Below are 26,582 nucleotides of genomic sequence, written 5' to 3' on the forward strand. Positions count from 1 at the left end.
TGCTGAGGGGCGCGGCTGGGGCGCGGGGTTGAGTGAGCAAGGTGCCCTGCGAGCCCGGCCGTGCCGGTTATTGCTGAGTGGGCTTCGAGGGGCTGAGTGAGCAAGGCCCCGCGAGCCCGGCTGTGACGACTGCTCCGTGGTGTGGCTGGGTCGCGGGGCGAGTGAGCAAGATGCTCTGCGAGCCTGGCCGTGCCGGTGATTGTTGAGTGGCGTGGCTGGGCGCGGGGTAGAGCGAGCAGGGCGCCTCGCGGACGCGGCCGTGCCGGTGGCTGCTGAGTGGCGTGGTTGGGTCGCGGGGTTGAGCGAGCAACGCGCCCGGGAGTCTGGGCGTGCCGGTGGCCGTTCAGTGGGCGTGGCTGGGGCAAACAGCTGAGTGAACAAGGTGCTCCGCGGACGCGGCCAGCCCTGCCGGTGATTGCCGGGTCGGGAGTGCGGAGTGAGCCGCGTGTCCGGTGAACCCGGCTGTGGATTGTCGAATGGACAGTCAGCCGGCCGGTGCGTGCCCGTCCGGCAGGAGCGGCCTGGTCCCCAGGGACCGGGCCGCTCCATGCGTTCGGGGGTGAGTGGGGTGCGGCGCGGTGTCTCGCGAGGTGAGCGGGCGCCGGTGACGGGTCGGGGTGGTCGTGGCATTCTGGACACGAGGGATTCCGACGGCGGGGGCGAAGGGACGTAGGCTAGGGACGTGCCGTTCATCGCGTACTGGATCATGCAGGTCATCAGCTGGGTGGGTGCGCTGGTGGGCCTCGGCGCGTTCGTGCACGCCCTTCTCCAGCGCTCGGACGCCTACCAGGCCGCGGACCGCAAGACGAAGCCCATCTGGCTCGCCATCACCGGCGCCGGCACGGTCGCCATGGGGCTCTTCAGCTTCGGCGGGGCCGGCACTCTATTCTGGCTGGCCGGCATCGTGGCCGTTCTGGTCTACCTGGTCGACGTCCGGCCGCGACTGATCGAGGTCCAGCGCGGCGGCAAGAACTGGTGACCCCGGCCCACTGCTTATCCTGACGGCGTGAGGACCTGGACCATCGCCGGGACGTTGACCGTCCACCCGGCCACCGAACGCACCGACCTGCTGGCCGAGCCCGTCGCGAAGGCGCTGGCCGCCCTCGACCCCGACAGCGTCGGCGCCGTCGAGATCGACCCCGAACTCGCCGACACCGCCGCGTTCTGCGAGGCCTACGGCTCGCCCCTCGACGCGTCCGCCAACTGCGTCGTCGTCGCCGGGAAGCGGGCCGGCGAGGTTCGCTTCGCCGCCGCGCTGGTGCTCGCCACCACCCGCGCCGACGTCAACGGCGTCATCAAGCGCCGCCTGGACGTGCGCAAAGCCTCCTTCGCCCCGATGGACGAGGCCGTCGCGCTCACCGGCATGGCCTACGGCGGCATCACGCCGGTCGGGCTGCCCGCGGACTGGCCCATCCTCATCGACAAGGCCGTCGCCGACTCGCCGGAACTCGTCATCGGCAGCGGCATCCGCGGCGGGAAACTCCTGGTCACCGGCGACCTCCTCGCGTCACTGCCCGGCGCCGAGGTGATCGACGGCCTGGCTAAGCCGGTCGCGTAGACAGCGTCTCCCGGCGCGACGACGTCAGCCCCCGCGGCACGGCGAACCGCTCCAGCAGGGCGAACACGCCCTCGCACACCAGGGCCAGCACGATGACCGCCAGCCCGCCGGCCAGGATCTCGCCGTAGCCGCCCGCGCCCTGCGCGAACCCGTCCACGATGAACCGGCCCAGCCCGCCGCCGTCGTTGACGATCGCGCCGATCGCGACCGTCGCCACCAGCTGCAGGAACGCCACCCGCGCCCCGGCCAGCACCACCGGCAACGCCAGCGGCAGCTCGATCCGCAGCATGATCTGGCCCTCGGTGTGCCCGATGCCGCGGGCGGCGTCCACCGCCTCCGGTTCGAGCGACACCACGCCGGCGTAGGTGTTGGTGAACAGCGGCGGCAGGGCCAGCGCCACCAGGGCGAGCAGCAGCGGCCAGAACGACGTGTCCACCTCCCACCGGCTCGCCAGGTACCAGAACAGGATGATCAACCCGAAGCTCGGGATGGCCCGGCCGATGTTCACCGCGCTGCTCGCCAGGAACGCGCCCCGGCGGTAGTGCGCCAGCACCAGCGCCGGCGGCACCGCCAGCGCGGCCGCGATGACCAGCGACAACGCCGAAAAACCGAGGTGCTCCAGCGTCCGGTACGGGAGGCCGGCCGGGTCGGTCCAGCTCCACCGGTTCGGCTGACCGAGCCAGTCCAGCGCCTGCTCGAACGCGTTCACGCCCGCCCCGCCTTCCGCGCCCACGGGGCCAGCGCCCGCTCGCTCAGCCACAGCAGCGCGTCCACGAGCACCGCCAGCACGATCGACAACCCGACGCCGACGATGATCGCCGTCGGGTTCGGCGTGGTCGTCTGGATGCCCTGCCGGATGAAGTAGCCCAGCCCGCCCATGCCGAGCATCGCGGTGACCGTGACCAGCCCGATCGTCGTCACCGCCGCGACCCGCAGCCCGGCGATGACCACCGGCAGCGCCAGCGGGAACTCCACGCGCAGCAGCAGCCGCAGCCGCGTGAAGCCCATGCCGATCGCGGCCTCCCGCACCTCCGCGGGCACCTGCTGGATGCCGGTGACGATGTTGCGCAGCAGGATCAGCAGCGTGTACGTGGCCAGCGGGATCACGGCCGTGGTGAACGACAGGCCGAAGAACGGCACCAGCAGCGCGAACGCGCCCAGGCTCGGGATCACGTACAGCGCACCGGCGGCGCCCAGCGCGATCGCGTAGAACCAGCGCCACCGCAGCGACAGCACGGCCAGCGCGACCGACACGACCAGCCCGATCGCGAGCGCGGCCGCGGTCAGCGCCAGGTGTTCGCCCAGGCGCTGTGCGATCTCGTCCGCGTTGCGCTCGACCCAGCGCCACTCGAACAGCGGCCGGTCGGAGGCGGCCAGCAGGTACTCGCTCACCGGGCGAGCATAGAGGCGGTGACCGACACTTTCCGGCCGGCGATCTCACGATGTGAATTTTGTCGGTGGGTGCGGATAGGGTCGCGGGCGACGAACATTCGGGAGGGTGAACAGGTATGCGGTGGACACGGAGCCTGCGGGTGGCAGGGGTGCTCGCGGTGGCGGTCCTCGGGCTGACGGCCTGCGGTGGCGGGGACGACGGCGGTTCGGCGGCGCCGGCCAAGGGTGGCGCGCCGATCGTGGTGGCGTCGTTCAACTTCACGGACAGCCAGATCCTGGCGGAGGTGTACTCGCAGGCGCTGGAGGCGAAGGGCTACCCGGTCCAGCGGAAGTTCAACATCGGCTCGCGGGAGCTGGTGTACCCGTCGCTGAAGTCCGGTGAGCTGCAGTTCATCCCGGAGTACCAGGGCGCGGCCATCAGCTCCGGGTTCAACGAGCAGGCGCCGAACGACGCCGCGTCGGAGCACGCGAAGCTCGCCGAGCTGTTCGCGCCGTCCGGGGTCGGCCTGCTGGACTACGCGCCGGCGGAGAACAAGAACACCTACGTGGTGAAGTCCGACCTCGCGCAGCAGCACGGCCTGAAGACGATCAGCGACCTGAAGAAGCTCGACAAGGTGATCCTGGCCGGGCCGCCGGAGTGCGGCACCCGGGCCAACTGCTTCGTCGGGTTCCGTGACGTCTACAAGCTGAACGTCACGTTCTCGAGCATCCAGGAGTCCGGTCCGCGGGTCGAGCAGCTGCGTTCCGGCGCGGTCACGGTGATCCCGCTCGACTCGGTGAACCCGCTGGTGGGCAACCCGGACTTCACCGCGCTCGAGGACGACCAGAAGATCGTGGCCACCGAGAACATCGTGCCCGCGGTGAACAAGAAGGTGCTGGACGAGCGCGGCGCCGACTTCGCGGCGGCGGTCAACGCGGTGAGCGCCAAGCTGACCACCGAGCAGCTGCGCGAGCTGAACAAGCAGGTCGACGAGGACGGCGACCAGGTGGCGGACGTGGCGAAGGACTGGCTGTCTCAGCAGGGCCTGATCTGATCGCTAGAGTCGCGGGGACAGGGTCCGAGCAGATCAGGAGGGGTTATGGCGAAGGTCACCGCCAGCGCGGAACGAACGATCGACGCACCGGCCGAGAAGGTGCGGGCGCTGGTCGCGGACTACGCCGAGACCCGGCCGAAGATCCTGACCGAGCACTACCGCGACTACGAGGTGGTCGAGGGCGGGACCGGCGCCGGCACGAAGGCGAAGTGGAAGCTGCAGGCCACCTCCAAGCGGGTGCGGGACGTCGCGGCGAGTGTGTCCGAGCCGGAGGCGGGCACCCTCGTCGAGACGGACGCCAACTCCAGCATGGTCACCACCTGGACGGTGCGGCCTGCGGGGGAGCGCAGCGTCGTGCGGATCGAGACCAGCTGGGAGGGCGCCGGCGGCATCGGCGGCTTCTTCGAGAAGACCTTCGCGCCGGGTGGGCTGCGCCGGATCTACGACGGGGTGCTGGGCAAGCTCGCCGAGCTGGTCTAGCCGCGCTGCAGGGTACCGGCTGCCGGTGGGTGGCCGGGCCGGGTGGGCGGTTGTCGGGCCGGGCGGATGGTTGCCGGGTGGGTCGGCGGTCGCGGGACCGGCCCTGGCTTGCGGGCGGGGCTGGTTCCCGCGGCGGGCTGGGAAGCTGACCGCAGTTGGTGGGCGGGGCTGGTTCGCGCGGCGGGCTGGGAAGCTGACCGCGGTCGGCGGGCGGGCCTGGTTCGCGCGGCGGGCCGCAGATGGTGGGCGCACAGTGGCTGGCGGGTGGGTCGTGGTGCGCACCGTGGCTGGCGGGTGGAGCTGGCGCTCGCGCCGAGCCGTGAGGTCGACCGCGGTCCCGGGTAGCCGCAGTTGGTGGGCTCTCGGGCCGAGCGCGGCTCGGGGCCCGGCACGCCCGCGGCTGGGGTGCGGGGTGTCAGAGGTGATGCGCCGGTGAGGGCACGTGCCGGACCGGCTGTAGCCTCAGCCACAAAGCGGAATCCTCGCCCCGTTTGAGTCGTTGGTGCCGGTGACACACCTTCGACCCGTGGAGTGCATCATGACCACCACCGCGACCGAGATCCGGCTGGCCTCGCGGCCGCATGGCTCGCCGACCTTGGAGAACTTCGACATCGTCGACGTCGAGGTGCCGCGGCCTGGCCCCGGCCAAGCGCTGGTCCGCAACCTGGAAATCAGCGTCGACCCCTACATGCGGGGGCGGATGAGCTCCGCCAAGTCCTACGCGCCTCCGTACGAGGTCGGCAAGGTGATGCTGGGCGGTGCGGTCGGCGAGGTCGTCGAATCGAACACCGACTCGCTGCGGCCCGGTGACCTGGTGCTGCACGGCTTCGGCTGGCGGTCGCACGCCCTGGTCACCGCCGAGCAGGCCGCCAAGATCGACGCCGGCCTGGCGCCGCGCGAGGCGTACCTCGGGGTGCTCGGCATGACCGGCCTCACCGCCTACGCCGGGCTCACCGAGATCGCCCGGTTCACGCCGGGCGACACCGTGTTCGTCTCGGGAGCCGCCGGTGCGGTCGGCTCCGTCGTCGGGCAACTGGCGAAGCTGAAGGGCGCCAAGCGGGTCATCGGCAGCGCCGGCTCCGCCGCGAAGGTCCGCCACCTGATCGACGACCTCGGATTCGACGCCGCGTTCAACTACAAGGACGCGCCCGTCGCCGAGCAGCTGGCACAGGCCGCGCCCGAGGGCATCGACGTCTACTTCGACAACGTCGGCGGCGAGCACCTCGAAGCAGCCATCGCCTCGGCGAACGTGCACGCCCGCATCGCCGTCTGCGGCATGATCTCGATCTACAACCTCACCGAGCCACCCGCCGCGCCGCGCAACCTGGGCCAGATCATCGGCAAGCGGCTCGACATCCGCGGGTTCCTCGTCGGCGACCACTACGACCTGCAGCCGAAGTTCCTCGAGGAGGTCGCGCCGCTGGTGCGCGACGGCCGGCTCAAGTACGAGGAGACGATCGTCGAGGGGCTGCGCAACGCACCGCAGGCCTTCCTCGACCTCCTGGCGGGCGCGAACACCGGCAAGATGCTCGTCCGCGTCTGACCGCCCGGCGCACACACGGCGGCACCAGGAGCTAGAACACCACCGTGCGGTTGCCGTGCACCAGCACCCGGCTCTCCAGGTGCCACCGCAGCCCGCGGGCCAGCGTGATCTTCTCGATGTCGCGACCCTTGCGGACCAGGTCGGGCACGGTGTCGCCGTGGTCGACGCGGATCACGTCCTGCTCGATGATCGGCCCGGCGTCCAGGTCGGCGGTCACGTAGTGGCACGTCGCGCCGATCAGCTTCACGCCCCGGCGGTGCGCCTGGTGGTAGGGCCGCGCGCCGACGAACGACGGCAGGAAGCTGTGGTGGATGTTGATCGCCCGCCCGGACCACGCCTCGCACAGCTCCGGCGGCAGGATCTGCATGAACCGCGCCAGCACGACGGCGTGCGGATCGTGCTCGTCGACCAGCTTGCGGACCTCGGCGAACGCTTCGGCTTTGTCGCCGGCCGCAAAGGGCACGTGGTGGAACGGGATCCCGTGCGCGCGGGTGATGTCGGCGAGGTTGTCGTGGTTGCCGATCACCGCGCGCACGTCGACGTCCAGCTCACCGGCCGCGACCCGGCCCAGCAGGTCGTACAGGCAGTGGCCCTCCTTCGACACCAGGATCACCACCCGGCGCCGCTCCTCGGTGTCCTCGACGCGCCAGTTCGACTCGGCCGACAGCGCCGACGCCACCTCGGCGAAGCGCGAGCGCAGCTCGTCCACACCGAACGGCAGCGAGTCCGCCCGCACCTCCTGGCGGGTGAAGAACCAGCCGGTGTCCGGGTCGGTGTGGTAGGCCGCCTCGACGATCCACCCGCCGTTGTCGGCGAGGAAGGACGACACGCGCGCGACGATGCCGGTGCGGTCGGGGCAGCCGAAGGTGATCACATAACGTCGTTCGGGCACCGCTCCATCTTCCCCGGCGCTCCCGCTCACGGTGCGGCCAGGGGCTCCAGGAGACGCACGTCACCGGTCACCGAGGCGTGGCTGGGCCGCCCCCACACCCGCCGGTACACCGCGTCGGCGGTGCCCGCGACCGTCACGTCGGCCTCGAACGCGGCCGTCACCGGATCGATCGTGCCGGGCTGACCGGGGTGCAGCACGACCCGCCACATGCGGCCGGCGTCGGCGGCGTGCACCAGCACCGAACCGGACACGGCGAACTGGTCCCACTTCGCGCGCGTCGGCAGGATCCAGGCGATCAGCTCGTCGATCCCGTCCGCGGCGAAGGCCGGGCCGAACACCAGCGACGGGACGGCCGACGGGTCGGCGCTGCCGGCCAGCGCGTGCTCGGCGTCCAGCCGGTGGATCGCCGCCTCGTGCGCCTGCCTGCGGGCCCACGAGCCGGTGGTCCCCGGGTAGCGGCCCCACGGCAGCCACGCCGGCGCCGCCGGATCGGCGAGTTCGGCCAGCAGTCCGTGCAGCTGCTCGTCCCACCAGGCCAGCAGTTCAGTCCACTCGGCGGGCGGCTGCCCGGGTGTCACGTTCTCGCCACTGGGATGCGCGATCGCGGACCGGACCCACGACTGGACCTTCGCCAGGTGGCCGACGAGGCGCTGGACAGTCCACTTCGGACAGGTCCGCACCGGCGCCTCCGGCCCGGCTTTCACCGCGGCCGCCCGCAGGGCCTGGGACTGCACCTCGATCATCGTCAGGTACTCGGCGTGCTGCATGTCGTGAGCCTAGCCGCCGCACCACCTCGATGACCCCGACCATCAGCAGGCCGATGCCGAACGACAGCAGCAGCCCCTTGGCCGGCTGACCGTTGAAGCTCGCCCCGCCGATCGCACCGATGATCACGGAGTAGACGGCCCAGATCGAGGTCCCCACGGCGTCGAGCGCGATGAACCGCGCCCACGGCACACCCATGCTGCCCGTCGCCAGGCCGCTCGCGACCCGGCCGCCGGGGATGTACCGGCCCGCGACGATCAGCAGCCCGGCGTGCCGGTCGACCTGTCCGCGGGCCCATTCGTAGCGGTCGTGCTTGCCGCCGCGGAGCCACCGGGTCAGCGCGGGCGCGGCGCCCCGGCCGACCGCGTGCGACAGGCAGTCCCCGGCGAGCGCGCCGGCGGCCGCGAGCAGCGCGAGCAACGCCAGCCTCGGCACGTCCGGACCGAGCAGCACGCCGACCGTGATCACCGTCGTCTCGCTCGGCATGAACGGCAACAGCGCGTCCAGCGCGGCCACCGCGAAGACGATCAGCCACAGCCAGGGCGAGGAGAGGGTGCCCTGGAGCAGCTCGCCGAAGTGGTCGAGGAAATCAAGCATGGGCCGGGATCCGGGTGAGCCGGACGGCGTCCTGGGCCCGCGCGGCCAGCTCGCGCCGGTCGCCGGCGGGGTCGAGCGGCGGGTGCGCGGTCAGTTCGATCCGCAGGTCGCGAGCCCGTGCCACCCGGTTCAGCGAGGGCAGGAGCGCGTCGTCACCGACGAAGGCCGCGACCGTGCTCGGCTGCCCGCCCTGCGAGTACGCGAAGGTGACCGGCCGCACCGGCGCACCGGCGTCGATCGCGGCCTGGAACGCGGCGCGCCGGAACGTCCCGCCCGGCCCGCCGCACCACGTGGTGCCCTCGGGGAACACGACGACCGACTCACCGTGGCGGAGCGCGTCGGCCAGCCCGTCGACCACCGCGGGCAGTTCCCGCAGCTCGCGCCGGGCGATGAACCGGGTGCCGCAGGCCTGCGCGAGCGACCCGATGACCGGCCACGAGCGCACCTCGCGCTTGGCCAGGAACCCCACCGGGTCGACGGCCAGGATTGCGACGATGTCCAGCCAGGACACGTGGTTCGCCACGATCAGGGTGCCGGTGCCGGCCGGCACCCGCAGCAGGTCGGTGTTCGCGTCCAGGGTGATGCCGAGGGCGTCGAGCACCCCGCGGGCGTGCGGCCGCAGGTTCCCCCGGCGCACCCCGGCGAGGACCGAGCCCAGCGCCAGCCACCGTCGCACGGTCAGCAGTGTGCTCACCTCAGGCAGCCGGTGGGTGACGCAGCGAGGGGTACAAGGTGAAGTCACGTCCCACGGGTTCATGAACTCTCCCCGAGGAAGAACCTGCGGTAGCGCTCGCCGATCTGGTCGACCGCCAGCACGGTGAAGAAGTCGGCGACCGCGAAGTCCGGGTCGTGCGCGGGCGGTCCGCACACCCACGCGCCCAGGCGCAGGTAGCCGCGCAGCAGCGGGGGCACCTGGGCGTAGCTGGGCGGGCGCTCGGTGCGGGGGAGCGGGATCCACGGCCGGTGCGGCTCGATCCGCAGCTCACCCGGCGGGCGGTGCTTGGTCTGCGCGAGCGCCCAGGTCGCGGCCGCCGAGGTGCCGCCGTCGGCCAGCGACACCGACGCGCACCCGGCGAGGTAGCGGTAGCCGTGGCCGACGACGTAACGCGCCATCGCCGACCACATCAGGTTGATCACCCCGCCCGCGCGGTGGTCCGGGTGCACGCACGAGCGGCCGGTCTCGACCAGGTACGGCCGCAGCGGGGCCAGGCCGTCCAGGTCGAACTCCGACTGCGAGTACAGCCGCTCGGACCGGCCCGGGGGCAGCAGCCGGTAGGTGCCGACGACCTCGCCGTCGTGGATGACGGCGAGGTGCTCGCACACGTCGTCGAACTCGTCGGTGTCGAGCCCGCTGGGGTGCGGTGCGGCGCCGAACTCGGTGGTGAACACGCGGTGCCGCAGTCGCTGGCACGCCTGGACGATGTCGGAGTCCGTCGTGATGACGGCCTCGTACTGTCTGCTGAGGGTCGCGGTCATGAGGTGATCGTGTCGCCGTGCGCACCGCCTGAGCCAGGGACTTCCGGCAAGATCAGGGACAACCCGGGGAACGCCCGTACGTGCTGCCCCCGCTACCGAAGTGGGGTTGTCCCTACCACCTTTCGGGTGCCACCGTGGCCCACGGCACGGTCAGCTCGCCGAGCCGGATCCGCCGCGGCCGGGTGAGCACCGGCCAGCCGCGCGCGGCGAGCAGCCGCACGGTCGCCAGCCAGCGGGCGCGGGCGCCGAACGCCTGGTGCGGCGCAGCGGTCGCCCAGCAGGTGTCCAGTGTGGACAGCAGGTCGTGGATCCGCTCGCCCGGCACGTTGCGGTGGATCAGCGCCTTCGGCAGTCGTTCGGCCAAAGTGGACGGTTGATCGAGCGAATCCAGGTGGCAGGACAGGGTGAGTGTACGCGGACCGTCGGTGTCCAGGGTGACCCAGGTGGACAGCCGGCCGATCTCGTCGCAGGTGCCCTCGACGAGCAGCCCGCCCGGGGCGAGCCCGTCCAGGATCAGCTTCCACGCGCCCGCGACCTCGTCCTCGGGGTACTGCCGCAGCACGTTGAACGCCCGCACCAGGTTCGGCCGGGTGCCGGCCAGCTCGAACCCGCCCTGGCGGAAGTCCAGCTCCGGCGGCCGCGCGGCCGGCTTCGCCACCGCGACCCGCTCCGGATCGATCTCCAGCCCGAGCACGCGCACCCGCGGGTGCACCCGCCGCAGCCGGGCCGCCAGCTCGACCGTGGTCACCGGGGACGCGCCGTACCCGAGGTCCACGACGAGCGGGTCCGGCGCGCGGCGCAGCGCGGCCGACACCTCGGGGGTGCCGGCCAGCCAGCGGTCGACGCGGCGCAGGCGGTTGGGGTTCGTGGTTCCTCGGGTCGGCGCGCCTACCGGGCCGCGCGCCCCAGCCATTCTCGGCTGAACCGGGCCTCGCGGGCCAGCAGCTTGGTCAGCTCACCGGCGACGAAGCTCTCCAGCTTGCCGCCAACCAGCGGGATCTTGACCTTGACCTCACCGCGGGTCTCCACCACGGCGCCGTCGCCCCGGGGACGCAGCTCGGTGCGCGCGGTGATCTCGCCGGGCATCCCGCTCACCGTCGCCCGCGCCGTGCCCGTGTAGCCGTTCCCGCTGCGGGTGAAGGTGTGCTCGCGGTCGACGTAGAGGTCGCCGGGCTGCAGTTTGCGGACGATCTGCGGGAGCTTCTCCGCCTCGATGCCCTGGCGCAGCGTGAAGCGCGCGCCGTCGTCGTCCGCGGAATGGCTGAGCAGGGCGCTGTTCTTGCCGCCGATCTCGGCGAGGCGGGCGGTCAGCGCCTCCTCGCTCGTCTCGGCCCGGAACACCTCGGAGACACCGTGGGAGTACTCCGCGCGGTGCTCGATACGGGATGCCATGAGGCCAGACAGTACCGTTTGTCCTCGTGAGCCGTCTTGACACGCCGACCCAGACGACCCTGGCCGAACACACCACGCTGCGCCTGGGCGGGCCGGCCCGCGCGTTCGTGGTGACCGAGACCACCGAGGACCTGCTGGCCGCGGTGCGCTCGGTCGAGGGCCCGGTGCTGCTGCTCGGCGGCGGGTCGAACCTCGTCGTCGGTGACGACGGCTTCCCCGGCACCGTGGTCAAGATCGCGACCAGCGGCTGGCGCGTCGACGGCGACGAGGTCGAGGTCGCGGCCGGGCAGAACTGGGACGAGTTCGTCGCGGCGACCGTCGAGGCCGGGTTCGGCGGGCTGGAGTGCCTGTCCGGCATCCCCGGTTCGGTCGGGGCGACGCCGATCCAGAACGTCGGCGCCTACGGCTGCGAGGTCGCCGACCTGCTCACCTCGATCCAGTGCTACGACCGCCGCACCGGCGAGGTGCGCACGATGACCGCGGACGAGCTGGGCTTCGGCTACCGCACGAGCGTGCTCAAGGGCGAAAGCTGGGGGATCGTCCTCAGTGTCCGGTTCGCCCTGCGTGCCGACGGGCTGTCCGCGCCGATCCGCTACGCCGAACTGGCCCGCACGCTGGGCGTCGAGCAGGGCGCGCGGGTCCCGGCGGCCCAGGCGCGCGAGGCCGTGCTGAAACTCCGCCAGGGCAAGGGCATGGTGCTCGACGCGTCCGACCACGACACGTGGAGCGCCGGCTCGTTCTTCACCAACCCGATCGTCGCCGAGATCCCGCCGGCGCTGCGGGGCGTGGAGATGCCGCGCTACCCGGCCGACGGCGGCGTGAAGCTGTCCGCCGCGTGGCTGATCGACCGGGCGGGCTTCAGCAAGGGGTACGCGGGCCCGGGCGGGCGGGTGTCGTTGTCCACCAAGCACACGCTCGCGCTGACCAACCGGGGCGGCGCGAGCACGGCGGACCTCCTGGCGCTGGCGCGCGAGGTCCGGGACGGCGTGCACGACCGCTTCGGCGTCACACTGCGTCCCGAACCCCTGCTCATCAACTGCGCCCTGTAGTCACTCGCGGTGGGCGCGGCTGCCGTTCAGCTGCGCGCGCGGCTTCATGACGATCGTGTCGAGGTTCACGTGCGACGGCCGGGTCACCGCGAAGGCGATCACGTCGGCCACGTCCTCGGCGGTCAGCGGCGTGAGGCCCTGGTAGACCTTCGCGGCGCGCTCGGTGTCGCCGTCGAAGCGGTTGGCGGAGAAGTCGGTCTCGACCATGCCCGGCACGATCTCGGTGATCCGCACCGGGTCGCCCAGGTGCTCCGACCGCAGCGTGCGGTGCAGCGCCGACTGGGCGTGCTTCGCCGACGTGTAGCCGGAACCGCCGTCGTAGACCTCCTGCCCGGCGATCGACGTGACGGTCACCACGTGGCCGTCACCGGAGGCGATCAGCTTCGGCAGCAGCGCCTTCGTCATGCGCAGCGTGCCCAGGACGTTGACCTCCCACATCCAGCGCCAGTGGTCCTCGTCGGCCTCTGCCACGCGCTCCAGGCCGCGTGCGCCGCCCGCGTTGTTGACGAGAACGTGGCACTCTGGAACCCGCTGGACGAACGCGGCAACCGAACCGGGGTCGGTGACGTCCAGTACGTGTGCGGTTCCGGACAACTCGGCGGCCAGCTTCTCCAGGCGGTCGAGGCGGCGAGCCCCGAGCACGACGTGGAATCCGGCCTCGGCGAGGGCGCGGGCGGTCGCCTCGCCGATACCCGCGCTGGCGCCGGTGATCACTGCGGTTCGCTTGGTCGTCATACCGCACATACTCCCAGCGGGGGACACGCCGGTAACGCGGCAGGCCCGGGCGTCGCTTGACGTCCGGGAGAGGTAGTTGAGTGCGGAGGTAACAGGTGATCGAGAGGCGCACGGTGTTCAAGGCCGCGCTCGCCGCCGGTGCGGCGACCATGGCCGCGGCGTGCACCAGCGGCGGCGAGGACGGTGGCGCGCAGACCGGGGGCGGTGCGACGACGGAGGCGCCGCCGGTCGCGGTCATCACCGCCGAGCCCGCCGCGGACGCGAAGAACGTGCCCGTGCTGCAACCCGTCACCGTGAAGGTCGCGCAGGGCACGCTCACCGAGGTCAAGCTGACCAACGCCGACGGCAAGGCCGTCGAGGGCAAGCTCAGCGACGACAAGACGACCTGGACCAGCAGCGAGTCGCTCGGCTACGACAAGACCTACACCTACACCGCCTCGGCCACCGGCACCGACGGCAAGCCGGTCACGCTGACCGGCAGCTTCGCGACGCTCAAGCCCGCCTCGACGGTGCGCGTCACCCTGAACCCCACCGACGACGTCACGGTGGGCGTCGCGATGCCGGTGAGCGTGAAGTTCACCAGCGCCGTGAAGAACAAGGCCGCGGTGGAGCGGGCGCTGAAGATCGAGACCTCCACCGACGTCGAGGGCTCCTGGGGCTGGCTGTCCGACCAGCAGGTGGACTGGCGGCCGAAGGAGTACTGGCCGGCCGGCACCACCGTCAAGGTCGAGGCGAAGCTCTACGGGGTGGACCTCGGCGGCGGGGCCTACCCGCGGGCCGACGTCACCACCGAGTTCAAGATCGGCCGCAACCAGGTGGTCAAGATCCACACCCCGGACCACAGGATGAACGTGTACCGGAACGGGTCCCTGTTCAAGAGCTACCCCTGTAGCAACGGCAAGGACTCGGACGTGAACCTCAACACACCGAACGGCACCTACATCATCATGACCAAGGAGCCGAGCGCGATCTTCGACAACGCGCGGTACGGCTACACCAACGTCAACAAGAAGTGGGCGTGCCGGTTCTCCAACCACGGTGAGTTCATCCACGAAAACCAGGACAACGCGGCCAACATCGGGCGGGCCAACACCTCGCACGGCTGCGTCAACCTGCTGGAAGCCGACGCGAAGAACTACTTCGACTCGGCCCTGATCGGCGACCCCGTGGAGATCACCGGGTCGCGGCTCGGGCCGGTCGTCACCTCGGACGTCATGGACTGGCTGGTGAGCTGGAGCGCCTGGCAGGCCAAGTCGGCCCTGTGACGTATTCGCACCGCTGGGAAGATGTCGGGGGCCCGTGGGTGTTGTCGTTCACGGGCTCCGCTTCGATGCGGAAAGCGACTGACACGGGAGTTGAACCAGGTGACGATCTCGCTGCGCGGATCCCGACGGACGCGAACGAGCTGGCCGCGCAGGGTCGCGGTGCTGTCGGTGCACACGTCACCCCTGGAGCAACCCGGCACCGGTGACGCCGGTGGGATGAACGTCTACATCACGCACACCGCGGTCGAGATGGCGCGGCGCGGGATCGCCGTCGAGGTGTTCACGCGCGCGACCTCGTCCGAGCAGCCGCCGGTGGCCGAGCTGGCGCCCGGGGTGCTGGTGCGGCACGTCCCGGCCGGCCCCTTCGAACCTCTGACCAGGGACGAGCTGCCCGCGCAGCTGTGCGCGTTCACCTCCGGTGTGCTGCGCGCCGAGGCGTTCCACGAGCCCGGCTACTACGACCTGATCCACTCGCACTACTGGCTGTCCGGCCAGGTCGGGTGGCTCGCGCGGGACCGCTGGGGCGTGCCGCTGGTGCACACCGCGCACACGCTGGCGAAGGTCAAGAACGCCGCGCTCGCCGAGGGCGACAAGCCCGAGCCGCGCACCCGCGTGATCGGCGAGGAGCAGGTGGTCGCCGAGTCCGACCGGCTGGTGGCGAACACCCCGGTCGAGGCGCGGCAGCTGGTGGACCTCTACGGCGCGGCCCCGGAGCGGGTGCACACGGTGGCGCCCGGGGTGGACCTGAACCGGTTCGTGCCCGGTTCGCAGTCCGGCGCCCGCCGGCGGCTCGGGTTGCCGCGCGATGCCGTGGTACTGGCCTTCGCCGGGCGGATCCAGCCGTTGAAGGCGCCGGACGTGCTGCTGCACGCGGCGGCGCACCTGCTGGGGCGGCAGCCGGAGCTGCGGGAGCGGTTGGTCGTGCTCGTCGTGGGCGGGCCCTCGGGGACCGGGCTGGAGCAGCCGCAGGCTCTGCGTGAGCTGGCGGTGTCGCTGGGTATCCAGGACGTGGTGCGGTTCCTGCCGCCGCAGGCGGGTGAACGGCTGGCGGAGGTGTACCGCGCCGCGGACGTGGTGGCGGTGCCGAGCTACAACGAGTCGTTCGGCCTGGTCGCGCTGGAGGCGCAGGCGTGCGGGACGCCCGTGGTGGCGGCCGAGGTCGGCGGGCTGCCGGTGGCGGTCGCGCACGGCGTGTCCGGGCTGCTGGTGCCCTCGCACGGGGCGCGGGACTGGGCCGGGGCGCTGGCCAGCGTGGCGTTGCGGCCGGACCGGCGGGCGGAGCTGGCGGAGAACGCGCTGGTGCACGCGCGGCGGTTCTCGTGGGCGCGCACCACGGACGCCCTGTTGGACGCGTACGCGGCGGCTTCGCGCACGCTGGCCGCGCTGCACGAGGAGGTCGCGGTATGACGCTCGACAAGGTCGTCCGGACAACACTGGACCAGGCGGACCTGAAGTACGACCGCAAAGCCGAGGGCAAGTACTTCGTCACCCTCCCCGGCACGAAGAAGCTGCAGACCAACGCCTGGCTGATCGAACGCGACCACGCCTTCGCCGTGGAGGCCTTCGTCTGCCGCCGCCCCGACGAGAACCACGAGCAGGTCTACCGCTTCCTGCTGCGCCGCAACGCGAAGCTCTACGGCGTGCACTACACGGTCGATGCGCTGGGTGACATCTACCTGGTGGGCCGGTTCGGCAAGGACGCGGTGACCGAGCCGGAGCTGGACAAGATCCTGGGCCAGGTGCTGGAGGCCGCGGACGGCGACTTCAACACGATCCTCGAACTGGGCTTCGCGACGAGCATCAAGCGCGAATGGGACTGGCGAGTCAGCCGAGGCGAAAGCCTGGCGAACCTACAAGCATTCAAACACCTGGTAGAGCCAGAAACGCCCCACGACCCCGGCACCCTGACCAGTGACTGACAAGCCACCCTGGTCCAAACCCACGGTGCCCAGCGCCCGCCAACGCAAGAAGCTCGCACCGTGGGGGTTTGGGGGGTCGCCCCCCAAATGCAATGGCGAACGCCCGCTCCGGGAAGCGAGCGCAGCGAGCGAACAGGAGGAGCGGGCGGAGCGGCTTGAGGGAGGGGGAGTCGCGAACTCAAGCCGCCCCGCGAACGCTCCCGCCGCTTCTGGACCCGGTGGCGAGGGGGAGTGCCAACGGGGCCGGCGGGGCCGCAGCCCGGCAGGGGGGAGACAGGCTGCGGTCGTACCCCGCGTCCGGCTGGGGAGTGCGTGGAATTCCAGCCGAGCGGGACGTAAGCCAACTTGTCAGATGTCCACCAGTAATCACAAGACTACTGGTTACTCCGTTCGAGTGATTCTCACTGTCTGTGTTAACGGTGTGCAGCAAGTGTCACTTTCGTGACCGGTGTTCAACAGGTCAAGGAGTGGTTTGGCGAACCTCTACCGGGTGGTAACACACTGTCGGTAGAAAGCTCCGGGCGTCATCCGGTCGCTCGGCGTGTTCTGGCAGGCTAGCGGGTATGGCCGAACTTGGGACGCTGGTGCTGCTCCGCCACGGGCAGAGCACCTGGAACGCCGAGAACCTGTTCACCGGCTGGGTCGACGTGCCCCTGTCCGAGCTCGGGCAGCAGGAGGCCCGCAAGGGCGGTGAGCTGCTCGCGGAGAGCGGGCTGCTGCCCGACGTCGTCCACACGTCGCTGCTGCGCCGGGCGATCTCGACCGCGAACATCGCGCTCGACGTGGCCGACCGGCACTGGATCCCGGTGCGCCGCGACTGGCGCCTCAACGAGCGGCACTACGGCGCGCTCCAGGGCAAGAACAAGAAGCAGGTCCGGGACGAGTTCGGCGAGGAGCAGTTCATGCTCTGGCGCCGCTCCTACGACGTGCCGCCGCCGCCGATCGAGCGCGGCAGCGAGTTCAGCCAGGACACCGACGTCCGCTACGGGCCGGACGCGCCGCTGACCGAGTGCCTGAAGGACGTCGTGGCGCGGCTGCTGCCGTACTGGGACTCGGCGATCGTGCCGGACCTGCGCGCCGGCAAGACCGTGCTGGTCGCCGCGCACGGGAACTCGCTGCGCGCCCTGGTCAAGCACCTGGACGGCATCTCCGACGACGCCATCGCCGGCCTGAACATCCCGACCGGCATCCCGTTGCGGTACGACCTGGACGCGGACCTGAAGCCGGCCAACCCGGGCGGCACGTACCTCGACCCGGAGGCCGCGGCCGAAGCCGCCGCCGCGGTCGCCAACCAGGGCCGCTGAACCCAGCCGCGAAGGCCGGTCCTCCACGGGGGACCGGCCTTTCGCGCGTTCGGGGGCGCATCCGTCCGGGACCTGCGCCAGGTGTGCCGGCGCGCGAGGGCGGCGCTAGATCAGTCCCAGCTCGCGTGCTCGCGCGCCGGCCTGGAAGCGGGACGTCGCGCCCAGCGCGGCCATCAGCTCGGCCACCCGGCGCCGGTAGGTGCGCACGCTCAGCCCGAGCGCCCGCGCCGCCGTCTCGTCCTTGCTCCCGGATGCCAGCTCGTCGAGTATCCGCGGCGCCAGGGCCCTCACCTCGCGGAACTCGGTGTCGTAGATCGCCAGCTCGGTGCCGGCCCGCCAGGCCGCGTTGAACAGGCCCGTCACGCTGCCGATCACCTCGGGGCTGGTCACCACGCTGTACCCACGCTCGCCGCCGGACGCGTCGCCCGCCAGGATCGCCACCTTCCGGTCCAGCACGATCGTCTCGTTGATCTCGTCCAGCGTGATCCGGATCCGCGCGCCCATCCGCTCCCGCTCACGCAGGTGCGCCACCCCGCCCGGCTGCAGCAGCGACGCCGGCCGGTACAGCTTCCGCACGCTCCGGCCGGTCAGGTCCCGCCGGGTGTGCGGCACCCGGTGCGCGGCCGCCCACGTGTGCAGGTCGTTCGCGGCGCAGAAGATCTCCCGCGCCGAGGAGAACAAGTGCGCCGTCCGCGCGAACAACTCGGCCTCGCCCCGCACCAGGACATCCATGACAACCAGTGTGGCAGCAAGTTGCCAACCCGAGGCGTCACCACGATCGCCGCACCAGGCTGGAGCCATGACCGAAACGATCAACGCCGCCGCGGCCGGCACCTGGCAGCTGGGCGATCTCACCGTGAACCGCATGGGCTACGGCGCCATGCGCCTGGCCATCTCCGGCGACGGCAGGCTCGACCGCGACCAGGCCATCGCGGTCCTGCGCCGGGCCGTCGAGCTGGGCGTCAACCACATCGACACCGCCGCCTTCTACTTCTCCCCGCTGCGCTCGGCCAACGAGCTGATCAGCACCGCGCTGAACCCCTACCCGGACGATCTGGTGATCACCACCAAGGTCGGCCCCGGCCGCGGCCCGGACGGCGAGTTCCTCCCCGAAGCACGCCCCGAGCAGCTGCGCCTGCAGGTCGAGGAGAACATCCGCCAGCTCGGCCGCGACCACCTCGACGTCGTCAACCTGCGCATCGGCAGCACCCTGGACCGCGGCGCCGGCTCACTGGCCGACCGGTTCGGCGCGCTCGCCGAGCTGCGGCAGCAGGGCCTGATCCGGCACCTGGGCATCTCCAACGTCGGCCCGGAGCACCTGGCCGAGGCGCAGGCCATCGCGCCGGTGGTGTGCGTGCAGAACCAGTACGGGCTCACCGCCCGGCGCGAGGACGACGACTTCGTCCGCCTCTGCGCCGAGCAGAAGGTCGCGTTCGTCCCGTTCTTCGCGATCGCCGGCGGCACCGAGGACCAGACCGTCCAGGCCGTCGCGGACGACCACGGCGTCACCCCGGCCCAGGTGCGGCTCGCCTGGACCCTCCACCAGGGACCGAACGTGCTCGCCATCCCGGGCACCGGCAGCGTCGGGCACCTCGAGGAGAACATCGCGGCGGCGTCGCTGCGGCTGTCCGAAGAGGATCTCGCACGGCTCGACGGGGTGAATGGTCACGAGCCGGGACGAGGTGAGTAAACGCAGGTTGAACCGGGTGCGAACACGCGTTGTGAAGGTGTCACAGCCATCACGAGAAGGCAGCCGGGACTAGGCCAAACGGCCACTTCCATGCTTACGATTCACCCGTGAGTGCACCCGGTGCGGTCCTGCTGGCCGTCGGCTGTCTGCTGGTCGGCCTGGTCGCCGGTTTTCTCGTTCCGCAGGTGCGGAAGCGGCGGGCCCAGCGGCGGCCGAGCGGTCCCACGGTCGCCGAGCTGCTGCTCCGGCTGGTGCGCTCGTCGAACAACGGGATCCTGGTGCTGAACCGCTTCGGCGACCTGGTGCTGTTCAACCGCCGCGCCGAGGCGCTCGGACTGGTCCAGGCCAATCGCGCCGATCCGCGGGCGCGGGTCGCGGCCGAGCAGGTCGAGGAGACCGGCGATCCGATGGAGATCGACCTGTCCCCGCTGGAGGCCCGTGGCCGCCAGCCGGAGGCCGTGGTCGCCGAGATCCGCCCGCTCGGCGAGGGGTTCACCGTCGTCGAGGCGGTCGACCACTCCGAGGCCGCCCGGCTGGAGGCCGTCCGGCGCGACTTCGTGGCCAACGTCAGCCACGAGCTGAAGACCCCGGTCGGTGCGATCGCGCTGCTCGCCGAGGCGGTGCTGGACGCGGCGGACGACGTCGAGGAGGTGCGCCGCTTCGGCGGCAAGATCCTGCACGAGTCGACCCGGCTGGGCACGCTCGTCAGCGAGCTGATCGCGTTGTCCCGGCTGCAGGGCGCCGAGCGGCTGCCCGACCTGAACGTGGTCGAGGTGGACGCCGTCGTGCGGGAGGCCCTGGGCCGCACCCGCCTGTCCGCGGAGTCCCGCGAGATCGAGATCACCACCGACGAGCCGAGCGGCCTGCTCGTCGAGGGCGACCGGACGCTGCTGGTCACGGCGTTGTCGAACCTGCTCGACAACGCCGTGAACTACTCCCCGCAGGGCAGCCCGGTGTCGATCAGCCGCCGCCTGTCCGGTGGCATGGTCGAGATCGCGGTGACCGACCGCGGCATCGGCATCGCCGAGGAGGACCAGCAGCGGGTCTTCGAACGCTTCTACCGCGCGGACAAGGCGCGCTCGCGCGCCACCGGCGGCACCGGGCTCGGCCTGGCCATCGTCAAGCACGTCGCCGCCAACCACGGCGGCGAGGTCAAGCTGTGGAGCATGCCGGGCACGGGATCCACGTTCACCCTGCGGATCCCGATGCACCAGTCCGGGCGCAACGGGGACGGAACCCCCGCGGCCCCGGACGACCAGACCCCCGCGCAGCTGTCGCGGCTCGTCGTCACCGCCGCGAAAGACGGCCGGAACCAGGGAGGAAAGTAGTGACGAGAGTGCTCATCGTCGAGGACGAGGAGTCCTTCGCCGACCCGTTGGCCTTCCTGTTGCGCAAGGAGGGGTTCACGGCCGCGGTCGCCACCACCGGCCAGCAGGCCCTGGACGAGTTCGACCGCAACGGCGCCGACATCGTCCTGCTCGACCTGATGCTGCCCGGCATGAGCGGCACCGACGTCTGCAAGCAGCTGCGGCAGCGCTCGGCCGTGCCGGTGATCATGGTGACCGCGCGGGACAGCGAGATCGACAAGGTCGTGGGCCTGGAGCTGGGCGCCGACGACTACGTGACCAAGCCGTACTCGGCGCGCGAGCTGATCGCCCGCATCCGCGCGGTGCTGCGCCGCGGCGGCGAGACCGGTGGCGAGGGCGAGCTGGCGCCGCTGGTGCTCGCGGCCGGCCCGGTGCGGATGGACGTCGAGCGGCACGTGGTCACCGTCGACGGCGGCGAGGTGTCGCTGCCGCTCAAGGAGTTCGACCTGCTCGAGTACCTGCTGCGCAACGTCGGCCGGGTGCTCACCCGCGGTCAGCTGATCGACCGGGTGTGGGGCGCGGACTACGTCGGCGACACCAAGACGCTGGACGTCCACGTCAAGCGGCTGCGCTCGAAGATCGAGCCGGACCCGGGCTCACCGCGCCACCTGGTCACCGTCCGCGGCCTGGGGTACAAGTTCGAGTCCTGACAAGCGGAGGTGGCCTATCCGGCACTTTGCGGCCGCACACGGTGCGGACCGGTACCGTAGGGCTTTGTGCGCCTAGGGGTACTCGACGTCGGGTCCAACACCGTCCACCTGCTCGTGGTGGACGCGCACCGTGGCGCGCACCCGACGCCGATGCACTCCGAGAAGACCGTGCTGCGGCTGGCCGAGCAGATCACCAGGAACAACCACCTCTCCAAGCAGGGCGCGCAGGCGCTGGTGGCCGCCATCGAGGAGGCGAAGGTCTCCGCGGCGAAGCTGGGCTGCGAGGAGCTGATGGCGTTCGCCACCTCGGCGGTCCGTGAGGCCGACAACAGCTCCGAGGTGCTGCGCAAGGTCGCCGACGAGACCGGTGTCGAGCTGACCGTGCTGTCCGGTGTTGACGAGGCGCGGTTGACTTTTCTCGCGGTACGCCGGTGGTTCGGCTGGTCGGCCGGTCAGTTGCTGGTGCTCGACATCGGGGGCGGTTCGCTGGAAGTCGCGATGGGGATCGACGAGGAGCCGGCACTGGCGGAGTCGCTGCCACTCGGCGCGGGCCGGATCACCCGCACCCGGTTCGCCCACGACCCGCCCACGCGCTCCGAGCTGGTCTCCACCTCGGCCTGGCTGGAGGACCAGCTCGCGCCGCTGGCGAAGCGGGTGGCGAAGTTCGGTGTCCCGGACCGCGTGGTGGCCACCTCCAAGACCTTCCGATCCCTGGCCAGGCTGACCGGGGCGGCTCCCTCCGCAGCCGGTCCGCGGGTACGCCGTACCCTGTCCCAGACCGCACTGCGGCAGCTCATCGCGTTCATCTCCCGGATGGAGGCGGCCGACCTCGCCGAACTGGAAGGGGTCAGCGCGAGCCGCGCGCACCAGCTGGCCGGTGGCGCGCTGGTGGCGCAGGCCGCGATGCGGGCGCTGTCGCTGGAAGAACTGGAGATCTGTCCCTGGGCGCTGCGAGAGGGCGTCATCCTGCGGCGACTTGATCACTCCAACGGTGACGAGGCGACTGTTCGGCGCGGCAGAACCACCGGTGACAGCAACCGGCTGGACCTCGGTGAGCTCGATCAGGCACGGTGAAAGGCGGAAGGATGCGTAAGGCGGTGGTGGGCGTGTGCGGTACACGAGCCCGCGTCTTGTGGCCCTACGCGCTGTTTGGGATGACACGATGAGCCGAGAGAGCCGAGAAGACCGCTCGCAGAAGACCGTCGCCGAGCTGCTCGCCCTGCACGGCGGGAACATCGAGGGCAGGCGGCGCCGCCGGCGCGCGGCCGACGACGACGCGCCGGAGGAGAACGACGGCCCGCGTCGCGCCCAGGACCCGACGGAGACCGGTCCGCAGGCGATCATCGACCGGGTTCGCGCCAACGGCGCGCCTCCCGGGCCCAACGGGGCGCCGCCGGGACGCAACGGCGGGCGGCGCGCCATGCCCGACTCGCCGGGCAGGCAGGACTCGGGTGGCTTCCGCCGTCCCGAGCCGGGCCCGCCCGCGCCGCCGGTTCCCCCTGGCCAGCCCGTTCCCCCTGGTCAGCAGAGCTCGGCCGCCATGCCGCGACCGGTCGTGCCGCCGGAGAACCCCGGCCAGCAGAGTTCGGCCGCCCTGCCGCGGCCGGTGACCCCCGAGCCGCCTGGGCCGCCGGTTCCGCCCGTTTCCCCAGGCCAGCCCGTTCCGCCTGGTCAGCCCATTTCTCCTGGTCAGCCGATTTCTCCTGGTCAGCAGAGTTCGGCGGCCCTGCCGCGGCCGGTCGCGCCCGACTCCGGTGTCCCGCCGCGCCGCGGCCAGCAGGACTCGGGTGGCTTCGCGCGCCCGAACACCGGCGCGCTGCCGCCTCCGCCGCAGGACTCCATGCCGCTGCGCCGCCCGCATCCGCAGGACTCCGGTTTCGTGCGTCGCCCGCCCCAGGAGTCGGGTGCGCTGCCGCTGCCGCCGCAGGAGTCCGGCGCGTTGCCGGTGCCGCCCGCGGAGGCCGTGCCGCCGCCACTGCGGCGCCGTCCGCCCGGCGAGGAGACCGGCACCGGGCTGGCCGCGCGCCTGGACGGCCTCGACGTGCCGGTCGACCCGGACGCCCCGCCCACCGGGGGCCGTGCCACCGGCACGTTCCCGCCGCCGCGGCGTCCGCGTCGCGCCCCAGCGCGCGTCTCGCCGCCGCCGGACCCGAGCACCGAGCAGTTCGAGCCGGTCGGCGAGGTCAAGCCGGTCGACGACCCGGCCCCCGACGCGCCGCCCGCCGGGCTGTCCGCGCCGCCGGCCGGTCTGCAGCGGTGGCGCCGTGGCCGGGAGGAGGCGCCGGCCGAGGAGGACACCGAGGTCGGCCTCATGCCGCCGGTGCGGGACACGCCGGACGCCGACGAGCCGACCGGGTTCCACGCGCCGCCGCATCTGCCCGGCCGCCCGCCGCAGGACGACCCCGGCGAGGCACTGGAGGCCACCGGCTTCCACGACCCGTTCGCCGACGATGACGACGACGTGGACGAGTTCGACCCGGCCGGGGAGGCAGCCGAGCAGCCCTACGACTACGACGACGAGCCCGAGGAGGCCGCCGACGAGCCGGCCCGCGCCAAGAAGCGGGAGCCGGAGCCCTCGCCCGCCAAGCAGTGGCTGTCGATGGCCGGTCAGCTGGCCGGCGGCGTCGTCGGCGGTGCGGCCGTGTGGCTGGGCTTCAACTGGCTGTGGGGCCAGATCCCGGCCGCCGCGCTGATCGCCGCGCTGGTCGTGATCGTCGGGCTGGTGTGGATCGTGCGGCGCATCCGCCGCGCGGACGACATCCAGACCACGGTGCTCGCGGTGCTGGTCGGTCTCGTGGTGACCGTCTCGCCCGCGGCGTTGTTGCTCTTGTCGAGGTAGTGCGAGCGTGCCGGTACCGATCGGGATGTCCACCGCGTCGGTCTGGCCGCTGCGGGCCGGCGCCGGTTTCGAGCTGGCCCAGCGGCTGGGTTACGACGGGGTCGAGGTGATGGTCTGGGTCGACCCGCTCAGCCAGGACGTGGCGGCGCTGCGGCGGCTGTCCCGGCAGACCGGGGTGCCGGTGCTGTCGGTGCACTCGCCGTCGCTGCTCATCACGCAGCGGGTGTGGTCGCCGGACCCGGTCGTGCGGCTGCGTCGCAGCGTCGAGGCGGCCATCGAGCTGGACGCGCGCACCGTCGTGGTGCACCCGCCGTTCCGGTGGCAACGCCGCTACGGCGACATGTTCGCCGACCTGGTGGCCGAGCTGGAGGACGAGACCGGGGTCGAGATCGCGGTCGAGAACATGTTCAAGGTCCGCCCGCCGGGCGGCCGCCGCGACGCGCGGGTGTCGGCGTTCCGGCCGTCGATCGACCCTACGGAAGTCGGGTATCGCCACTACACGCTCGACCTGTCGCACAGCGCCGCGGCCGGCATGGACGCGATGGCGCTGGCCGAGCGGATGGGCAGCGGCCTGACGCACGTGCACCTCGCGGACGGGACGGGTGTCCCGAAGGACGAGCACCTGGTCCCGGGCCGGGGCAACCAGCCGTGCGCGGAGCTGCTGGAGAAGCTGGTCGCGAGCTCGTTCACCGGTCAGGTGGTTCTGGAGGTCAACACGCGGCGCGCGGCGAGCGCCGTGGACCGGGCCCGCGATCTGGCCGAGGCGCTGCTGTTCGCCCGCTTCCACCTCGGTCAGTGAGTCGTATTACAAGATCAACTTCTCCGGGTGGGTGGCGGCCCGGATCGTGGGCTTCCGATAGATGAACACGTAAAGTTCCCGCTGTGAACCCGCTGCGCTCGCTGATCCTCGCCGCCGCCGGAAGCGAGGTGGTCCGCCACCTCGTGGCGACAACCCCGGGAACCTCCGGAGTGGTCGAGCGGTTCGTCGCCGGGAACACGGTCGCCGAAGCGGTGACGCGTGTGGGCCGTCTGGTCGACGACCGGTTGTGGGTGACGCTGGACTACCTCGGCGAGGACGTCACCGAGCCCGCGCAGGCCGAGCAGACGGTCCAGACCTACCTGGCGCTGCTGGACCGGCTCTACGCCGAGGGCCTGGCCGCGCGGGTCGAGGTCAGCGTCAAGCTGTCCGCGCTGGGCTTGCGGCTGGACGAGCGGCTCGCGCTGGACAACGCCTACCGGGTGTGCGCGGGGGCCGAGCAGTGCGGCACCACGGTGACGCTCGACATGGAGGACCACACCACCACCGACGCGACGCTGCGCGTGCTCGGCGAGCTGCGCCGCACCTGGCCGTGGGTGGGCGGGGTGCTGCAGGCGTACCTGCGCCGCACCGAGGACGACGTGCGGGCGCTGGCGGTGCCGGACTCGCGGGTCCGGCTGTGCAAGGGGGCCTACGCCGAGCCGGACGAGGTGGCGTTCTCGCGGGCGCACGAGGTCGACCTCAGTTATGTCCGTTGTGCGAACTTGCTGCTGTCCGGTGACGGTTACCCCATGTTCGCCACGCATGACCCGCGGTTGATCGCGATCCTGGCCGAGCGCGCCCGCTGGTACGGCCGCAAGCAGGGCAGCTACGAGTACCAGATGCTCTACGGGGTCCGTCCGGACGAGCAGCGGCGCCTGGCCGGTGAGGGGGAGACGGTGCGCGTGTACGTGCCGTTCGGGGAGCACTGGTACCCCTACCTGATGCGGCGGCTCGCCGAGCGGCCCGCCAACCTGCTGTTCTTCCTGCGCGCGTTGGTCAGCCGTTCGTGAGCGCGGCAGAGGTTCCGGACCCGGCGTCCTTCGAGGCCGCGTGCGCGGTCCGGTCGCTGGGCGACGGCACGCTGACGGCCGATCTGCGGCACGAGTGGTCCATCGGCGGCCACCCGCACGGGGGATTCCTGATCGCGTTGATGGCTCGCGCGGCGCTGGCGGTGCTGTCCGAGCGGGGCGAGCCGTCGACGGATCCGCTGGCGGTGAGCGCGGAGTTCCTGCGGCCGCCCGCGATCGGCCCGGCGCTGCTGCGGACGGACATCCGGAAGGTCGGCCGCCGCGCGACGGTCGTCGCGGTGCGGCTGGAGCAGCGCGGGCGCAGCTGCGTCGAGGCGACGGTCACCACCGGACGGCTGCCGGTGCGGCGGGCGGACTGGGCGGACCTGCCGCAGATGCCGGTCGAACCGCCGCCGCGGGCGATCCACCTGGCCGGGGAGACGTCGGAGGGCGTGTTCAACCTGGCGAAGGGCTGCGACGTGCGCATCGACCCCGCGACGGCCGGGTACCTGGCCGGCCGCAACGGTGATCCGCCGCGGCTGCGGCTGTGGGTCAAGCCGCGCTACTCGGTGCCGGACGCGTACTTCGCGCTGCTCGCGGGCGACATCAACCCGCCGGTGGTGTTCAACCTGGGCCGGCTGGGCTGGGCGCCGACGGCCCAGCTGACGGCGCTGGTGCGCGCCCGCCCGGCCCCCGGATGGCTCCGCGTGCAGGTCGACTGCCGCACGGTGCAGGAGGCGTGGTTCGACTCGGACGCGACGGTGATCGACTCCGCCGGACGGCTGGTCTGCCAGGCGCGGCAACTGGCCCTGGCCCCGGCGCCCTGACG

Annotated in this window: 28 protein-coding genes and 1 pseudogene; 18 read left to right on the forward strand and 11 right to left on the reverse strand. The window is 71.9% G+C overall.

Annotated elements, in window-relative coordinates; genetic code table 11:
* Positions 1-682: 682 nt before the first annotated feature.
* A complete protein-coding gene (locus L1857_RS04620; RefSeq protein WP_116111601.1) occupies positions 683-979 on the forward strand; it encodes a DUF2516 family protein in 297 nt (98 codons plus the stop codon).
* Positions 980-1,006: 27 nt separating this feature from the next.
* On the forward strand, positions 1,007-1,558 hold the full coding sequence (locus L1857_RS04625; protein WP_094003684.1) for a YbaK/EbsC family protein: 552 nt from the start codon (positions 1,007-1,009) through the stop codon (positions 1,556-1,558).
* On the opposite strand, the gene L1857_RS04630 is transcribed toward L1857_RS04625, so the two are convergent.
* Both L1857_RS04630 and L1857_RS04635 read right to left on the reverse strand, forming a co-directional pair.
* Complete coding sequence (locus L1857_RS04630; protein ID WP_116111602.1) at positions 1,542-2,291, reverse strand: ABC transporter permease; 750 nt, start codon at positions 2,289-2,291, stop codon at positions 1,542-1,544. The two genes, L1857_RS04625 and L1857_RS04630, sit on opposite strands and share 17 nt — an antisense overlap.
* Entirely contained in the window at positions 2,264-2,950 is a 687-nt protein-coding gene (locus L1857_RS04635; RefSeq protein ID WP_094003686.1) for an ABC transporter permease, read from the reverse strand. Before L1857_RS04635 ends, L1857_RS04630 begins: the two co-directional genes overlap by 28 nt.
* A gap of 116 nt (positions 2,951-3,066) precedes the next feature.
* Here L1857_RS04635 and L1857_RS04640 point away from each other — a divergent pair, with 116 nt between their 5' ends.
* From L1857_RS04640 to L1857_RS04650, 3 genes are all read left to right on the forward strand, one after another.
* Positions 3,067-3,984: an ABC transporter substrate-binding protein gene (locus L1857_RS04640; protein ID WP_094003687.1), complete on the forward strand. Its 918-nt coding sequence runs from the start codon at positions 3,067-3,069 to the stop codon at positions 3,982-3,984.
* A gap of 45 nt (positions 3,985-4,029) precedes the next feature.
* Complete coding sequence (locus L1857_RS04645; protein WP_094003688.1) at positions 4,030-4,464, forward strand: SRPBCC family protein; 435 nt, start codon at positions 4,030-4,032, stop codon at positions 4,462-4,464.
* 538 nt (positions 4,465-5,002) lie between these two features.
* Positions 5,003-6,007 (forward strand): NADP-dependent oxidoreductase, encoded by a 1,005-nt coding sequence (locus L1857_RS04650; protein ID WP_162830527.1) that lies wholly within the window; start codon positions 5,003-5,005, stop codon positions 6,005-6,007.
* A 31-nt stretch (positions 6,008-6,038) separates the two neighbouring features.
* Here the strand turns inward: L1857_RS04650 and purU are convergent, their stop codons facing one another.
* The 7 genes and pseudogenes from purU to L1857_RS04685 form a co-directional block, all read right to left on the reverse strand.
* Positions 6,039-6,899 (reverse strand): formyltetrahydrofolate deformylase, encoded by an 861-nt coding sequence (gene purU, locus L1857_RS04655; protein ID WP_094003689.1) that lies wholly within the window; start codon positions 6,897-6,899, stop codon positions 6,039-6,041.
* 26 nt (positions 6,900-6,925) lie between these two features.
* On the reverse strand, positions 6,926-7,666 hold the full coding sequence (locus L1857_RS04660; RefSeq protein WP_346731866.1) for a maleylpyruvate isomerase N-terminal domain-containing protein: 741 nt from the start codon (positions 7,664-7,666) through the stop codon (positions 6,926-6,928).
* Between the two features lie 124 nt (positions 7,667-7,790).
* Positions 7,791-8,261, reverse strand: a pseudogene (locus L1857_RS04665) (DedA family protein); the annotation flags it as partial.
* Positions 8,254-8,955 carry a lysophospholipid acyltransferase family protein gene (locus L1857_RS04670; RefSeq protein ID WP_249464523.1) on the reverse strand — a complete coding sequence of 234 codons (702 nt, stop codon included), beginning with the start codon at positions 8,953-8,955 and terminating at the stop codon, positions 8,254-8,256. The pseudogene L1857_RS04665 and the gene L1857_RS04670, both read right to left, overlap by 8 nt.
* 59 nt (positions 8,956-9,014) lie before the next feature.
* Positions 9,015-9,737: a GNAT family N-acetyltransferase gene (locus L1857_RS04675; protein WP_116111605.1), complete on the reverse strand. Its 723-nt coding sequence runs from the start codon at positions 9,735-9,737 to the stop codon at positions 9,015-9,017.
* Between the two features lie 112 nt (positions 9,738-9,849).
* Entirely contained in the window at positions 9,850-10,650 is an 801-nt protein-coding gene (locus tag L1857_RS04680) for a class I SAM-dependent methyltransferase (RefSeq protein WP_094003693.1), read from the reverse strand.
* Entirely contained in the window at positions 10,626-11,129 is a 504-nt protein-coding gene (locus tag L1857_RS04685; RefSeq protein WP_116111607.1) for a DUF2505 domain-containing protein, read from the reverse strand. The genes L1857_RS04680 and L1857_RS04685 overlap by 25 nt, the downstream gene beginning before the upstream one ends.
* A gap of 26 nt (positions 11,130-11,155) precedes the next feature.
* On the opposite strand from L1857_RS04685, the gene L1857_RS04690 reads away from it, so the two are divergent.
* Positions 11,156-12,178, forward strand: coding sequence for a UDP-N-acetylmuramate dehydrogenase (locus L1857_RS04690; RefSeq protein WP_249464526.1), 1,023 nt, complete (start codon positions 11,156-11,158; stop codon positions 12,176-12,178).
* On the opposite strand, the gene L1857_RS04695 is transcribed toward L1857_RS04690, so the two are convergent.
* Positions 12,179-12,913, reverse strand: coding sequence for an SDR family oxidoreductase (locus tag L1857_RS04695; protein ID WP_094003696.1), 735 nt, complete (start codon positions 12,911-12,913; stop codon positions 12,179-12,181).
* A 95-nt stretch (positions 12,914-13,008) separates the two neighbouring features.
* Here L1857_RS04695 and L1857_RS04700 point away from each other — a divergent pair, with 95 nt between their 5' ends.
* The 4 genes from L1857_RS04700 to L1857_RS04715 all read left to right on the forward strand — a co-directional run bounded on the left by L1857_RS04700 (position 13,009) and on the right by L1857_RS04715 (position 17,401).
* Entirely contained in the window at positions 13,009-14,178 is a 1,170-nt protein-coding gene (locus L1857_RS04700) for a L,D-transpeptidase (protein ID WP_116111609.1), read from the forward strand.
* 99 nt (positions 14,179-14,277) lie between these two features.
* Complete coding sequence (gene mshA, locus L1857_RS04705) at positions 14,278-15,585, forward strand: D-inositol-3-phosphate glycosyltransferase (RefSeq protein ID WP_369806753.1); 1,308 nt, start codon at positions 14,278-14,280, stop codon at positions 15,583-15,585.
* Positions 15,582-16,097 carry a type III secretion system chaperone family protein gene (locus L1857_RS04710; RefSeq protein WP_116111611.1) on the forward strand — a complete coding sequence of 172 codons (516 nt, stop codon included), beginning with the start codon at positions 15,582-15,584 and terminating at the stop codon, positions 16,095-16,097. The genes mshA and L1857_RS04710 overlap by 4 nt, the downstream gene beginning before the upstream one ends.
* Positions 16,098-16,660: 563 nt before the next feature.
* A complete protein-coding gene (locus L1857_RS04715) occupies positions 16,661-17,401 on the forward strand; it encodes a phosphoglyceromutase (RefSeq protein ID WP_094003700.1) in 741 nt (246 codons plus the stop codon).
* 105 nt (positions 17,402-17,506) lie between these two features.
* Here the strand turns inward: L1857_RS04715 and L1857_RS04720 are convergent, their stop codons facing one another.
* Positions 17,507-18,133 (reverse strand): helix-turn-helix transcriptional regulator, encoded by a 627-nt coding sequence (locus L1857_RS04720; RefSeq protein ID WP_094003701.1) that lies wholly within the window; start codon positions 18,131-18,133, stop codon positions 17,507-17,509.
* A gap of 67 nt (positions 18,134-18,200) precedes the next feature.
* Between L1857_RS04720 and L1857_RS04725 the strand changes: the two genes are divergently transcribed.
* From L1857_RS04725 to L1857_RS04760, 8 genes are all read left to right on the forward strand, one after another.
* The gene (locus tag L1857_RS04725; RefSeq protein ID WP_094003702.1) at positions 18,201-19,091 is read left to right on the forward strand and encodes an oxidoreductase; all 891 of its coding nucleotides are present in this window, start codon (positions 18,201-18,203) and stop codon (positions 19,089-19,091) included.
* A 107-nt stretch (positions 19,092-19,198) separates the two neighbouring features.
* The gene (locus L1857_RS04730; RefSeq protein ID WP_162830528.1) at positions 19,199-20,419 is read left to right on the forward strand and encodes a sensor histidine kinase; all 1,221 of its coding nucleotides are present in this window, start codon (positions 19,199-19,201) and stop codon (positions 20,417-20,419) included.
* A complete protein-coding gene (locus L1857_RS04735; protein ID WP_094003703.1) occupies positions 20,419-21,108 on the forward strand; it encodes a response regulator transcription factor in 690 nt (229 codons plus the stop codon). Before L1857_RS04730 ends, L1857_RS04735 begins: the two co-directional genes overlap by 1 nt.
* Before the next feature lie 66 nt (positions 21,109-21,174).
* Complete coding sequence (locus L1857_RS04740) at positions 21,175-22,182, forward strand: Ppx/GppA family phosphatase (RefSeq protein WP_116111613.1); 1,008 nt, start codon at positions 21,175-21,177, stop codon at positions 22,180-22,182.
* An 88-nt stretch (positions 22,183-22,270) separates the two neighbouring features.
* Positions 22,271-23,947 carry a hypothetical protein gene (locus tag L1857_RS04745; RefSeq protein ID WP_205413311.1) on the forward strand — a complete coding sequence of 559 codons (1,677 nt, stop codon included), beginning with the start codon at positions 22,271-22,273 and terminating at the stop codon, positions 23,945-23,947.
* Between the two features lie 25 nt (positions 23,948-23,972).
* Positions 23,973-24,746, forward strand: a complete 774-nt coding sequence (locus L1857_RS04750) for a sugar phosphate isomerase/epimerase family protein (RefSeq protein WP_094003706.1) — start codon at positions 23,973-23,975, stop codon at positions 24,744-24,746.
* 83 nt (positions 24,747-24,829) lie between these two features.
* Entirely contained in the window at positions 24,830-25,756 is a 927-nt protein-coding gene (locus L1857_RS04755; RefSeq protein ID WP_094003707.1) for a proline dehydrogenase family protein, read from the forward strand.
* Positions 25,753-26,580, forward strand: a complete 828-nt coding sequence (locus L1857_RS04760) for a thioesterase family protein (protein ID WP_094003708.1) — start codon at positions 25,753-25,755, stop codon at positions 26,578-26,580. Before L1857_RS04755 ends, L1857_RS04760 begins: the two co-directional genes overlap by 4 nt.
* The last annotated feature ends 2 nt before the right edge of the window (positions 26,581-26,582 follow it).

Source organism: Amycolatopsis thermalba (genome assembly GCF_023376025.1).
Lineage (GTDB): Bacteria > Actinomycetota > Actinomycetes > Mycobacteriales > Pseudonocardiaceae > Amycolatopsis_E > Amycolatopsis_E thermalba.

What these genes read in the sequence shown, in the direction of transcription:
- L1857_RS04640 (WP_094003687.1), top strand. Translation starts at nt 3,067, where the DNA reads ATGCGGTGGACACGGAGCCTGCGGGTGGCAGGGGTGCTCGCGGTGGCG.
- L1857_RS04710 (WP_116111611.1), top strand. Translation starts at nt 15,582, where the DNA reads ATGACGCTCGACAAGGTCGTCCGGACAACACTGGACCAGGCGGACCTG.
- L1857_RS04660 (WP_346731866.1), bottom strand. Translation starts at nt 7,666, where the DNA reads ATGCAGCACGCCGAGTACCTGACGATGATCGAGGTGCAGTCCCAGGCC.
- L1857_RS04750 (WP_094003706.1), top strand. Translation starts at nt 23,973, where the DNA reads ATGTCCACCGCGTCGGTCTGGCCGCTGCGGGCCGGCGCCGGTTTCGAG.
- L1857_RS04715 (WP_094003700.1), top strand. Translation starts at nt 16,661, where the DNA reads ATGGCCGAACTTGGGACGCTGGTGCTGCTCCGCCACGGGCAGAGCACC.
- L1857_RS04680 (WP_094003693.1), bottom strand. Translation starts at nt 10,650, where the DNA reads ATGGCTGGGGCGCGCGGCCCGGTAGGCGCGCCGACCCGAGGAACCACG.
- L1857_RS04650 (WP_162830527.1), top strand. Translation starts at nt 5,003, where the DNA reads ATGACCACCACCGCGACCGAGATCCGGCTGGCCTCGCGGCCGCATGGC.
- L1857_RS04695 (WP_094003696.1), bottom strand. Translation starts at nt 12,913, where the DNA reads ATGACGACCAAGCGAACCGCAGTGATCACCGGCGCCAGCGCGGGTATC.
- L1857_RS04720 (WP_094003701.1), bottom strand. Translation starts at nt 18,133, where the DNA reads ATGGATGTCCTGGTGCGGGGCGAGGCCGAGTTGTTCGCGCGGACGGCG.
- L1857_RS04745 (WP_205413311.1), top strand. Translation starts at nt 22,271, where the DNA reads ATGAGCCGAGAGAGCCGAGAAGACCGCTCGCAGAAGACCGTCGCCGAG.
- L1857_RS04685 (WP_116111607.1), bottom strand. Translation starts at nt 11,129, where the DNA reads ATGGCATCCCGTATCGAGCACCGCGCGGAGTACTCCCACGGTGTCTCC.
- L1857_RS04725 (WP_094003702.1), top strand. Translation starts at nt 18,201, where the DNA reads ATGACCGAAACGATCAACGCCGCCGCGGCCGGCACCTGGCAGCTGGGC.
- L1857_RS04675 (WP_116111605.1), bottom strand. Translation starts at nt 9,737, where the DNA reads ATGACCGCGACCCTCAGCAGACAGTACGAGGCCGTCATCACGACGGAC.
- L1857_RS04645 (WP_094003688.1), top strand. Translation starts at nt 4,030, where the DNA reads ATGGCGAAGGTCACCGCCAGCGCGGAACGAACGATCGACGCACCGGCC.